We start from the raw sequence: 12,894 nt of genomic DNA, 5'->3' as shown, positions 1-12,894 counted from the left end.
AGTGCGGCAATCACCCATCAAGCCAACACCTCGTCCGCGGGATCGAACTCGGGATGACAAACAATCAGCACCCGCATCTCGCCGATCGCACGGTGGACAACACCGGGCGGAATCGCCACCGCCGTCAGGGGGGACACAGGCGTCCGTACCCCATCGAGTTCGATGGCTGCGTCGGCATCACACTCCAGAATCACGTAGACCTCGGTGTGATGCTCGTGATGATGCGGATGAGCACTGGCCACGATATCCGTCAAATGCAGGGTTCCGGGGAACTCAGCGAAGTCGCCCAGGGCCCGGCGGGCCGACCCACAGGGGCAAGCAACCGGTGCAATCGCGGTCAAGTCGACAATTTGCGGCTGAGCCATGGAGAGCGAACGATCGGGAAAAGGCAGGCAATCTGAGTTTCACGGGTCGTGAAACGGCGGGAACGGTAGTCTACACCGATTGTATGAATTATGGAAACCGATTGTTCGCTACCACGCGACCGATCCCGAAATTAGACCGAGACGGTACATCCGTAAAAGCTTAACAAGCGAAGAAAAAGCGGGCCTTCGGCTATTTTCCAACGGTGCCCTCGCCGATATCTCCTTGTGTCCAAGGGACGCACCACACCTCACTCAGCTTCTCCAAGCCTGTGAGGCGTCTGTGAGTCGCCTGGAACAGACCCAAACGTGCTGACAGCGGATGTCGGCACTAGACAGTAACCCCAGTGAGATGAGTGAAGCCTGAGAGAATCACTCGAAGACAACTGTCTTCGAGGCGGTTTGGTCAATGTGAACTGAACGAAGTCAGCGGGCCGGGTGTCCGCACCTGGTTCGTGTGTGTTCACTAAACGACTTCGGGAAATGATCGTCGGCGACTTCGTCCGACGACCGCGTCCCCCAGTCACCCAACCGGATGATCGCACGGTTTCGCAGACCACTTGGTGACCTGCGTTTCCAACCCCGCAAATTTCTAGAGAGGGAGATTGATCTCCATGAAGCGGACAATCCTAACATTAACGATGGTTTTGGCGAGTTCAGTTTGTAGCCAAGGTTATGGCTTTGACCTACTCGACCGAATGCTCGGCATGAAAGGCTGCGGCAACTCGAGCTCTTGCTGCGAAGCCCCATGCGATGATAATACCTGTTGCGAACCAGCCTGTGGATGCGAATCCACCGGCTGCGGATTGACAAGCTGCGAACCGGCCTGCGGCTGTGAATCAAAAACCGGAAGCTGCCTTACCGGCTTGTTTGACCACGGCAAAAACGAATGTGGATGCGAATCTGCATGTGAGATTCCTTGCGAACCCGCCTGTGGCTGTGAATCGAAGCACGGTTCTTGCCTGACGGGCTTGTTCGACCACGGCAAGAATTGCTGCGAACCAGCGTGCGGATGCGAATCCACACTCTGTGGCGATACGAGCTGCGGTTGCGAAACCGTTTGTGCAGACCCCTGCTGTGACAGCCAAGGCTGTGGCATCAAGAAAGGCTGTGCTGGCGGTTTGCTCAGCAAACTCTTCAACAAGAAGAACAAAGGCTGCTGCGACGCCCCTTGCGAAGTTGCTTGTGGCTGCGAAACGATCTGCGAAGCACCAGCTTGCGATAGCTGCTGCGACAGCAAGAAAAAGTGCGGCCTGCTGAGCAAAATGTTCGGCAAGCTGAGCTGCAAGAAAGACAACAGCTGCGACTCGGGCTGTGACAGCTACACCTCGGCTGGTTGCGGATGCGGAACACCTGTTTCCGTTCCTTACGCAGCACCTGTCGAAGTTCCTGCAGCAGAACAATCCGATGCCATGCCACCTGCTCCTATCGTGGACCCAAGTGCCAGCATCTCCCGTAATCGTCGCGTCATTCAGGCCAGTGCCAGCTACGCTCGATAGTGAACTTGTTCACTAAAAAGCGAAAGTAACACTGCGTCAAACAGACGTGACCACATCAACGCCCCAGAAGAAGGAAACTTCTCCTGGGGCGTTTTTTTTCGTATCTGCTGAAGTCGACCTTGGCCCGTTTCCCAGGCGTATCCGGTGGAATCGCACCGGGCGTCCTGCATGCGAGTTTTTTGCTGACACACACTCGTTCACGATTCGCTCGCCGAGCACTTGGACAGTGCAGAAATCGAACTACGGCCCGACAACCGTTGCCGAAACCTTCAATCGCAGCGAACGCAACATCGCCAAGTAATGATTGACCAGCCCGCTCGCATTCAAATTTGACAAGTCGTTAATGTCGAGTGCCAGGCACTCCGGCCCAGTCGGCGCGCCCGTTGTGGGGTCCAATGCAATCCAACCATCCTCCGTCTTGGCAGTCACCCAGGCGTGGTACACGAATCGATGTGATCGCGGAGCTCGGGCGGACGCGGGAGTCGCCGCCGAGGTGCCTTCGTCCAACTCGCCGGGGAGATAACGCAGTCCCAACGCTAGTCGCGCGGGAACGTTGTTGGCTCGCAACATCGCCATCAGCAAGATGGCATGCTCGGTACTGTCAGCAAGACTCGATTGAGCGATCGCGCCCGCCGGGCGGATCCCCGCGGACAGCGGCACAACGGATAACAACGAGTGGACAATTCGGTTCAATTCGTCCGCTTTCTCCTGGTCGCCCATACCCGCCATCGAAGCGGCTACTTTGAGTACCTCCCTGACGCCGGCCGAACGGTAATTCAACACCGGCGTTTCCGCCAAATCAGCAAGCTCGACGGGCGAATCGTATCGCGGCGAGAGACCGTCAAACTTCGCCAGTGAAATCGACGGTCCCGCCATGACCACTCGTTGGTGTGAGGCGTCGATCTTCTGTACATATTGTCGAGGTGCCGCCGAGATGCCTGGCCAAGTCGATGTCGTCGAGGCCAGCGATGGGGGGGACTGTTCCACCTCCAACGACAACAAGCTGAGCGGACCGGATCCGATCGGTTTCCCGGGCACATCAACAACGATGGGGTACTGTTGCTGAAACAATGGCTGGCCCATTTCAGTGTATTGATTCTCGTCGCAGCGATAGGTGAACCACGCATCGCCACTGACGTGGGTCGCTTGAACGACCCCCTCGTCGTCGTACCAGAAGTACTGTTGCCGCTGCCGGGATGGATCCGTCGAGACGACAGCGATGGCCTCGCGTAGTGAATCCATGACCACGCCCTGCGCAGTCAATCGCCGCGCCAGGGCCGGTGGCTGCCCTTCGATCAGCAACTCGGCGGTCGACTCCTGCAGCGGCAACACCACGGTCACTTTCCGCTGCTTGTTCGGCCCCAGCGGATGGCCCAAGAGCGAGCGGTAGACCGCCAGCGGCCCCGCCACGGCTCCCTCGTGGGGGATGCTCTTTGACGTGATGCCGCTGAAACCATCGGCCGTGAACCGAATCCTTTCCTCAGCCACTTCGACGGTGCGGGTCTGCTCGACCGGCCCAATCCGAAACTGGGACTCGGCACGCAACAGCCCCCCATCGAGCCCGTACCAAAACGTCTGGTCGTTGGTTGATAGATAACGAAACGTGGTGGGCGTCCACGACGTCGAAGCATCCGACTCGACGACGGACCGTTCGTGAAGTGTGACTTGGATTTGGTCCTCAGCACTTGCCGACAAAATCCGTTGCGACTGCATCTCCATGCCGCCGACCACGCCCCCCTGATCGGTTTGATGCAAGTACCAAAAATGCCACGCCTCCGGTGGGCCTCGCTCCCCATCTGGACTTCCTGACAAACCGGACGGTTCCATGCGGTCACGCTCCGCCATGGAAGTGTCCACAACTTCCCAAACCGCGGGCTTGCGAAAGATTCCGATATCATGCCGGTCGGGCCAATCACAACCAGGGAACATGCCCACGATCACGCCGAATAGCAAACACGGCAGCACACAGCCGCCGAGATGCCGCACCGAAATGTGTGTCCGAAAACTGCGTTTGATTCCTGTCATGTTCCCGTTCACCTTAACTCAGATCGATTAAACCGATTGTAGCGACGGTAACCCGCCCCACGTTGATCATTCTGCACGTTTTGCTGACTAAGAACAGCCTGCGGACGCTTCGACCGCTGGATGACCTAATTTTGGGTGTTCACCCATCGATCGGTGAACCGTTTCAAATCGACGGCATGAACCGCGATTGAAATTGATCCCGCACAACCGCGTTTCTCGAATAATCAACACGATGGACTTCCTCAAACGCATCCTCCGACCCTCCACGACCGACCACCCCAGTCGGTCGACCCGTTCCGGCAGCTTTGAATGTCTCAGCGATGAGGAACTGCAAGTTCACATGGGTATCAAAACCTATGGTAGTTTCGAATTGACCGATGCGATCCGACCTTCGTACGACGTACGAATATCGCCGCGCCAAGGCTTTCGGTATGACAAGTACGTCGATGAGGTCAGCGGCGCAACGACTCCCGTGATCATGGCCGCGGTCACCAAATCAATCTTGATGGACACCTTTTTCGGTCTGATCGATCAGCTTGATAGCGTGGTCGATGTGGTACTTGAAACGAGCCATCACTGCCATTCCCACCATGAAGATCTGTACCGCGATCACATCGACGTGCCGGTGCTCAAGACCATCCTGCTGGAATTTGAAGATGTCCTGACCGACGATGGTTGCACGGGGATCGCTGTCATCAGCCCCGCCCGGCAACAGGAAATCCAGCTCGACGAACATAAACTGCTGATCGCCTACGGCACTCCGCTAACGTGTTTTCGGGAAACCTTGATCGCGGGAGATGTCTATCCCGATAACAAAATCCGCTTTGTCACCGAAGCGGAACATGTTCACAGCAGCAGCGAACGGATGCGAGATCGCTTTGAACAACTCAAAACCCGCCTCGGCGTCGACAACGAGTCCAGCAACGACGCGGCGGCCTGGTAGGCAGGAGGGCGATTCCTGAAAGACGCAGGGCTCAGCATTTCCGTTTCTGGCACCCGTGCGGTGGCTCATCATTCGGTATCTTAAAGCGTATCGGAAAAAGGGGGATGGCCCCCTGGGATGCCCAACGCCGGTTTGTGAAGGAACCAAACGATGACTGATGACGCCAACGTCCCCAAACATAGTAATGCCCTGACGTACTGGATCGCGGGGGCGATTGTCGCGGCGATTGCCCTTGCCTTATGGCAACCGAAAATCGCGATGCACTTTGACATCGGTGGTGAGCTGTTTCTGCGTTCACTCAAGATGATCGTCGTGCCGCTGGTGTTCACCTCCGTGATGTGCGGCATTCTGGGGCTGGGGGACGTCCGCCGGCTCGGTAAACCCGGTGCGACGGCGGTGGGCTACTACTTATGCACGACCGTGTTGGCGGTGATCGTCGGTTTGGTCGTGGTCAACGTGATTCGGCCAGGCGTTGGGACGGTGGACCGAGCCCGGTTGCAGGAATTCAGCAAAGGGGAAGAAAAACCGAGGCAGATTCTCCGTAAAACACTTGCGGAAGAGAGCGGACTGTCCGAAGGCGAGGTCGCCGGAGTGTTCCACGAATTGCCGGGCATCGATGATGACATACCGAGCACAAGCAAGATCTTGGAAAACCTCGCGTTGATGCTCGTCACGGATAATCTGTTCCGGGCGGCCGCAGAAATGCAGTTGCTACCAATCATCGTATTCACGATCTGTTTCGGTGCGTTATTGACGACGATGCCGAATCGAACCCGCTCAATCACGACGCTCATCAGCGAAGCCAACGATGCCTTGCTGGCGTTTGTCATGGTGCTGATGAAGATTGCTCCGATCGGTATCTTTTGTCTGGTGACGGCGAGATTCGGCAAGGCTCAAGCGGAAGGGAAATTCCTCCAAGAGATCGGACAAATCGGTTGGTACTTTGCCGCCGTGCTGATCGGACTGGCGATCCATGCTTTCATCGTCCTGCCATTGATCTTCTGGGTCGTTCGCCGCGAGAATCCCTATCGCTTCGCCGCCGCGATGAGCCAAGCATTGTTGACGGCGTTCTCGACGGCGAGCTCCTCAGCCACACTGCCGGTCACGCTCGAGTGCGCGGAGTCGGCGGGCATCTCGAAACGCTCCTCGGAGTTTGTCATCCCGCTCGGGGCGACGATCAACATGGACGGCACGGCACTCTACGAAGCCGCCGCGGCGATTTTCATCGCCCAGGTGATCGGACAAGATCTGACCATGTCTCAGCAAGCGATTGTGGCTGTGACGGCAACGCTCGCGGCTATCGGCGCCGCCGGTATCCCGGAAGCGGGACTCGTGACCATGCTGATCGTGCTCGGTGCGGTCGGATTGCCGCTGGAGTATATCGGGTTGATCCTCTCAGTAGACTGGCTGCTCGACCGCTTCCGTACCGCTGTCAATGTGTTCGGCGACAGCGTGGGCGCGGCGGTCGTGGCGGTTACGATTTCCGACCAAGAGACGCCCGGCCAGTCGGCTGGCCTGAGTGATCAAGCAAGCTTGTCGACGTAGAACAGGGTCGCTCGACTCTCCGAACCCACCGTGTCGGGGGACTCGCATCGGGCATCCGCATTGGTCGACCGCATTGGTCGACCGCATCAGACCAGCACCCGCTGCGAGTCACCCCCTGATGAACGCTGAACTCAGCCGCTGGGCAAAACGAAACCGGAGAAGATGATAAACAACGCCAGAATCGTGACGATAAACAATCCCCACCAAGTCACAACACTGGTGTACCACCGGTCGCCAAGGTCGTTCAAGAGATTCATCTTCCGCCAGTTGAAAGTGAGTTGGTCACTCACCTGCTCCGCTCGAGGAGGCGACGTCAGCAAACTCACACCGCTGCATATCGCCAGACAGAAAAACCAGTTGATGGATGCCTGGTTGGCGTAGGGCACCAGCCATGCGGGAGGCGCGGCGGCGAAGTTCATATACAGCTTGATTGCGATACCCAGAGCGAACCCCGAGATGACGGCCGCCAGGGCGCCGGTACCGTTGATCCGTCGCCACAGGATGCCAAGAACAAAAACGGCGGCAAATGGAGGTGCGAAAAACGCATAGAGCGATTGAATATACTCGAACAAACTGCCGCCTAACCTGCCCACGAATCCCCCCAGCACGATGGAGATGGCCAGGATGACGATCGATGAGATCACGCCGACTCTGACGAGATCCCGATCCGATGCCTCAGGGCGAAACATCCGCTTGTAGATGTCCAGCGTCACGATGGTCGAGGTCGAGTTGAGCACCGAGTTGACGGTCGACTGGATCGCGCCAAAGAGTGCCGCAAGCAACAGTCCACGCAGCCCCACGGGCACCAACGACTGGATCAGCTGCACGTATCCCTTATCCGCTTCAGGCTTCACCTGGTCCCACGGCCCTAACAGGATTTCAGGATGCAGAGCGAACAATACCATCCCCGGCAGGACGGTGATCATGGGCATCAACACCTTGATCCAACCCGCGAACACAATCCCCATCCGGGCATCGTATTCACTCCTTGCCCCCAGCACACGCTGGATCATGAACTGATTCAGCACGTTGTACCAAACGCCCACGGAGAGGATGAAAGGCAAGAGACTGATCGCCGGGACGATCGGATGCGTCGCACCTTGGAAGAGTGACATACGATCGTATGAGTCGGCCTCTCCGCCAGCAAGATGATCCGTGTTGACATTGACGGCCTCAGCCCATGCACCGTGCGTCGCTTGGTTCCGCTCGATCATGGTGCGAAATCCATCGATCAGAGATCCGCCCTCGCCCGCCAGTGCGTCCAGGCCAAGAATCGTGACGGTCAGGCCTCCCACGATCATGACCGCCACGGTCAATAGATCGGTCCACGCGACACTCGATAATCCGCCGTAGATCGCCCAAATGCCCGATACGATTCCCAGTGCGATGACAGCGAACCAGGGATCCCATCCGAACAAGCTCGCCAGAGCCAGCGCGCCGCCGTAAAGCACCGCAGCCAAGAACGCCACCACGTTGCTGATCACCGTGACGACGGCAAATATCTGCCGCATCGCGGCGTTGAACCGAAGCTCCAGATACTCCGGCGTTGTGAAAACTTTAGCCGCTAACAAAAAGGGGATAAAGAACCAGATCAGAAGTGAGAAGGTGATCACATTGCCCCACTCCAACATCGAGACGGAGATACCGAACACAACCGCCGAACCAATCATCCCAATGAAGTGATCACTGCTGATGTTCGACGCGATGAACGATCCACCGACGACGTACCAAGGGAGCTTCTTTCCGGCGAGAAAATACTCGGTGCTACTCGCCTGTTCTCCGCGTCCGGCCCAATATCCCACGATCGACAACGTCGCGAAGAAGGCCCCGATAGCTACATAATCGAGCGGTGCCAACGCAAATGATTCAACTCCCATACTTCTCTTTCCTTGATGACAGCGGACGTCGTCGGGACTTTCACTTTCCCGAGTAATCGAAACTCCTGGCGAGTTCCGCTCGCCTCAACAACTCACTGGATGCGTCCCGAGACGCTCTCACAGAAAGCTTCACATCACGTACTGCGGGATTTTCAATAGTTCCCCATCCCGGAATGCCGATTGGTGCGCGACAATCCCTGCCACCGTCATATTGAGGGACTGGGCGACGTCCACCCAAGGCTTGCGATCACGGAGAATGGCGTCGACAAATTCACTCGTCAGTAAACCGTGTGACCCGCCATGTCCGCCGCCGGCAACGCCTGGTGGTAGCGGTGGCCGGTCGGTGTTGACTTGACCCTTGCCGGCCAACTGCCCATACACTCGACCCTGCTCACCGTGAGCTGACGGCATGTCCCAACAAACGGCCATCCGCGACATCCCACCTTCACTGGTGCGGAACAACGCAATTTCAGATCCGAACGGGTTCTTATAGTCGTTGTTCGCCGCTTGCAAATGCGGAATGATGCTGTGATTCCCCATGCAGGAGACTTCGGTGAAGCTCCCACCGGTGACACCAATGTAGTATGCATTGGAATGCGTCGGATAGTATTGTGGCGGCAGTCCCTTACGCCAACCATTGCTGTCCACTCGTTTTGTCTTTGGGTTGTAGCCGCCCAACATCTTTCCAAAATAGTGAAAGTACTCACCCTCAGAATAAACGAGCTCACCCAATAGGCCCGCCTGATACTGCTGATGCATCGCATACAGATCGGAGCGGAAATAGGAGGTCTCAAACATCATGTATTTCTGACCAGTCTTCTTGACCGCCTCGAATAACCGGTCAGCATCTTCGAGTGATCCGAAGACTGCGGGAACTGCCGAAGCCACATGCTTGCCATGCTCCAAGCCCATGATCGCCAACCGCGCGTGACTGGGCGCGTCTGTCGCGATAAACACGGCCTCAATGCGATCGTCCAAAATCATCTTCTCGAACGACGGGTAGGTCGTCTCACAACCACACACCTTCGCCAACTCGGCGCACTGCGAGGGGATCAGATCTGTGACCGCGACGACCTCGACGTTGGGGTGATTCTGGAAACCGAACTGGGCCCCGAAACGGCACAAACCGTAACCGGCAATGCCCACGCGGATTTTGCGATCCGAGAACGGCTGCCAGCTCTTCGATGCGTTTGGATCGGACTGGCCCTTCTCGAACCCCGCGATGACCTGACCACTCGCATCCTTCGGTGCCGATCCCGTCTCCTGAGCCGCGGCTGTGATTCCCACACTCAGCGCCGAGGTACCCAGACCTATCGCTTGCATGAATTGACGTCGTGAGGATGATTGGCTCATGAGTTTCGTTCCTTGGAGAGGACGGGGTGATTACTACAAATACTCGACGACAACAATTTCATTGCCGCTGTTCACTACTCTTCAACTATAAAGCAAGTTCAGAGGAGTCATGCTCTTCACTATATTTTTCTTCGTCGACAAAAACAAGCACATTGTTAACAATGTTAAACAACGACTTAGGAACGAGCGGAAAATCACTGTCTGGAATTGTGCTCGAATGCTCCGCGGTCGAGCATTCCAACCGCGGAGCGTTCGGCCACTTATTTCCCGCTCGACCCTTAAATGGCTGCTATCGCAAACAGGTACCTGGCGACAGCGAGACAATACAGTCACCCCGCTAACGACACTCCCCAAAGCTCGTAAGGGTTGGCGAACGCGGGACGACTTTCTCTAAAAGCATTCATCAACAAATGATTTCAAACTGCCAAACTCGAACCTAGAGTTTGGGCAGTTCTTTCTTGACGGCCGGGCCGACATCAATGGTTTCTTCAGCTGGCGCACCTTCGGTGACCGTGATTTCAGCTGTTGTCGTCTTGACCGAATTAAATTCCGGGTCAACAACGCGGAAAGAAGCTGCTGGAGGAACTCCGGCGGGATCATCCACCGCGACAGCTGGCCCATCGCTGATAATTTTGTCGATCGTTACTTTGTATTTGCCTGCGGGGGCTCCCTCGTACTTCCCAAGTGTCATGACCTTGACCTGCCCCATCGCGTCGGTTGATCCGCCGATCGCCCAGGTATTGGCAGTATCTTCCGGCATGAGCTGAACACTGGCACCTTCTAGCGGCGCCCCGCCCTGCAACACCGTCACGACGACCGGCTCTAGGCTTGGCATTCCAGCGGGACGATCTTCCTTGGAACAGCCAAGTACAGACGAAAGCAGAAGAACAGGGAGAATTCGGAGAATGGGAAACATGTATATTTTCGTTGGTTATTAATAGTAGTAAAAATGAGTCGGTGAGAATTAGAAACAGGAGAGCATGTCAGGAACGGGCTCCTTCAATCGGCACGCCGGAGCGATAAAAGCAAGAACGGAGGATCGAGACATGCCGCCCTCGCATTTTCTATAGCGTCGTTACTTCTTTTCCTTGCGGTGACCCCATCCCTCCCCAAACACCGTAAGGACTGTTCCCTGATTTCACTTGTGGCAGGTTAAGGTTTCCAGTATCGATCGAATCGGTCACGAATCGAACCGCGCCATCGAACATGAGAGTTTGCACTCCGCCTTGATGATGGCTGGTGGGTGAAAACGTGCCCCAACTATTGTTATTGCCCGCGTAGGCACACGACGGGGAATTGGGAGAGAGCGTTGTTGTAAAGCGACTATTAATCGTCCGACCGTCACCCAGAATCAATCCACGCCAGCAGTCAGCACCGGTGGTGTACGAGATTCGGTCGGTAGTCATAGGGACGGTCAGGCAAGGTGCCGGAGATGCCGTCGAGCCATTGTACATCCCATTGAAGTTCGCAACGTCGCCCTTAACGAGCGATTGATCCCGTGGAGCTCCCACCACTTCGCTCATCGCGATCGTGTTGCTCAGCCCATCGAGAATGTCGCGAAAGCGTCTCCGATTGGCATTCATATTCGAGGCCAGGGCGCTGACCCACATGCTGCGTGAATCAATCCTGGCGATGGACATTCCTTCTGATGCATCGGACTTCGCATTGTGCCACATCGCATCGCCCACACAAAATACGTACAAGCACTTGGAAATATTGTTTAGCGCTGGTGCTTCTCCGCCGGTAGCTGATGGGCAGATGAACGCGGCCTGAGTGCCTGCAGCTTGCAACGAGGGCGAATCCCATAGATACGAGCCTGGAGCGGCGACCTTCGCATCCTGCGTGAAGGCTTCATACAGGGCCCCCATCTCCATGTAGGGCATCAAGAAGATCATTCCGCTGACGCGGGGATAGGTTGCGTCGTTTTGATAGGCTTCGAAATGGGTGGCTGCAGCAGGAATTTGATCGTAGGCGCTGTGGTAATTCTGAACCGCCAATCCAAGCTGTTTCATATTATTGGAGCATTGCATTCGGCGGGCCGCCTCCCGCGCTGCCTGGACCGCGGGCAGCAGCAGCCCGACCAAGACACCAATGATCGCAATCACTACCAACAACTCGACAAGGGTGAAACCGGGACTCGGTTTCGAAATGCAACGTTTCATTTTAACTTCTCACAAAAGCACAGAAAGGAAGTGGGGGTGGGATTGTGTTTTCTGTTTGTCGTACTGCGACGCTGCCATTGCGACACCCGTGTGGCTCACCATGTGTAGAAACGGACGCGGTGCCGGTAATTGATCGCCAGTGTCAGCCCCTGGACAGGACAGGGTGATTGTTGCGGATGTGACGCGACAACGATTTTTTCGCCGCCGACCAATTCTTCTTTAGCAAAGCAGTAAGAATCTCGCGGTGCTGACGCATCGTCTCAATCGCAACATCACGGTCACGATCCTCCCAGACAAACAGTAGTTTGTAGTATCGTCCCTGACGCTCGAAGAAGTCCTTGATATAGGCGTTACCCGCCGTAACGATGAGGTATTCGTGCAACGACTCATTAACACTCAGAGGGGTCTTGGTCGATTTAGGAGCCGCGTTCAGTTCGAGCAGGTGCTCGAGTTCGCTAGCATCCAATTTCGGTCGCGCCAGCTCCAGTGCCTTTAGCTCCAACGCCTCACGTACTTCAATGAAAGCAAGGAGATCGTCCTGCCGAAACGGTCGCAATCGCCAACCGCGTCGTGGAATGTGGTCGAGCACGCCCTCACCGGCGAGTTGGTGCAGAACGTTGCGGAGCGCCGAACGGCTGATGCCGTACTTCTCGGCCGTTACTTCCTCACGCAGATACACCGGATCACCGACCAGACTGAGCTGCACCAAGTCATTGGCAATGACGTCGTACGGATCACGCGGCAACTCAGGCAATGGGGACTCACGGCGTGCCCCCGGACTCTTACCCTTTCCCTTTCCACATTGGGAGGTGGCGGCCAGCCGATTGTTTTCGCCCTTTTGCAGCAACCCCTCGTCGATCAACTCCGCTACCGCGGCTCGCACAGGCGTCAAACTGACGTTGTAGTGGCCGGCGAGTGAAACGAGGGTCAGCTGAACCGGAACTTCCTGGCCCGATTGCAGTTGAGCAGCGAGGTCATTTTTGATGTATGTGGTGATGGGCATACGGACAAAGTACTTGTCTTCGTCGACAAAAACAAGTACTTTGGCGACAAAGTTAAAAATAGATTGGGTGACCGGTGACTCGTTTTCTCGGGCCACACACCTCGTCACAGCAAGAACTGGTGGAA

Annotated in this window: 9 protein-coding genes; 2 read left to right on the top strand and 7 right to left on the bottom strand. The window is 56.3% G+C overall.

Annotated features, from left to right (window positions below; translation table 11 throughout):
• Positions 1-17: 17 nt before the first annotated feature.
• Positions 18-365, bottom strand: a complete 348-nt coding sequence (locus SH410x_RS29840) for a cupin domain-containing protein (protein ID WP_473673462.1) — start codon at positions 363-365, stop codon at positions 18-20.
• Between the two features lie 1,736 nt (positions 366-2,101).
• Positions 2,102-3,886 (bottom strand): transglutaminase-like domain-containing protein, encoded by a 1,785-nt coding sequence (locus SH410x_RS29835; protein ID WP_473673461.1) that lies wholly within the window; start codon positions 3,884-3,886, stop codon positions 2,102-2,104.
• 232 nt (positions 3,887-4,118) lie between these two features.
• On the opposite strand from SH410x_RS29835, the gene SH410x_RS29830 reads away from it, so the two are divergent.
• Positions 4,119-4,829, top strand: a complete 711-nt coding sequence (locus SH410x_RS29830; RefSeq protein WP_473673459.1) for a hypothetical protein — start codon at positions 4,119-4,121, stop codon at positions 4,827-4,829.
• A 150-nt stretch (positions 4,830-4,979) separates the two neighbouring features.
• On the top strand, positions 4,980-6,374 hold the full coding sequence (locus tag SH410x_RS29825) for a dicarboxylate/amino acid:cation symporter (RefSeq protein WP_473673458.1): 1,395 nt from the start codon (positions 4,980-4,982) through the stop codon (positions 6,372-6,374).
• Between the two features lie 131 nt (positions 6,375-6,505).
• Here SH410x_RS29825 and SH410x_RS29820 read toward each other — a convergent pair whose 3' ends face one another.
• The 5 genes from SH410x_RS29820 to SH410x_RS29800 all read right to left on the bottom strand — a co-directional run bounded on the left by SH410x_RS29820 (position 6,506) and on the right by SH410x_RS29800 (position 12,769).
• The gene (locus tag SH410x_RS29820; RefSeq protein ID WP_473673456.1) at positions 6,506-8,251 is read right to left on the bottom strand and encodes an SLC5 family protein; all 1,746 of its coding nucleotides are present in this window, start codon (positions 8,249-8,251) and stop codon (positions 6,506-6,508) included.
• Between the two features lie 129 nt (positions 8,252-8,380).
• A complete protein-coding gene (locus SH410x_RS29815) occupies positions 8,381-9,604 on the bottom strand; it encodes a Gfo/Idh/MocA family protein (protein ID WP_473673454.1) in 1,224 nt (407 codons plus the stop codon).
• A gap of 436 nt (positions 9,605-10,040) precedes the next feature.
• A complete protein-coding gene (locus tag SH410x_RS29810) occupies positions 10,041-10,520 on the bottom strand; it encodes a carboxypeptidase regulatory-like domain-containing protein (RefSeq protein WP_473673452.1) in 480 nt (159 codons plus the stop codon).
• Positions 10,521-10,668: 148 nt separating this feature from the next.
• Positions 10,669-11,766, bottom strand: a complete 1,098-nt coding sequence (locus SH410x_RS29805) for a DUF1559 family PulG-like putative transporter (RefSeq protein WP_473673450.1) — start codon at positions 11,764-11,766, stop codon at positions 10,669-10,671.
• A 142-nt stretch (positions 11,767-11,908) separates the two neighbouring features.
• Positions 11,909-12,769: a GntR family transcriptional regulator gene (locus tag SH410x_RS29800; RefSeq protein WP_473673448.1), complete on the bottom strand. Its 861-nt coding sequence runs from the start codon at positions 12,767-12,769 to the stop codon at positions 11,909-11,911.
• Positions 12,770-12,894: the final 125 nt, after the last annotated feature.

Source organism: Rhodopirellula sp. SH410 (assembly GCF_055811895.1).
The sequence above is the reverse complement of the archived record's forward strand: the minus strand, read 5'-3'. Positions and strand labels throughout refer to the sequence as shown.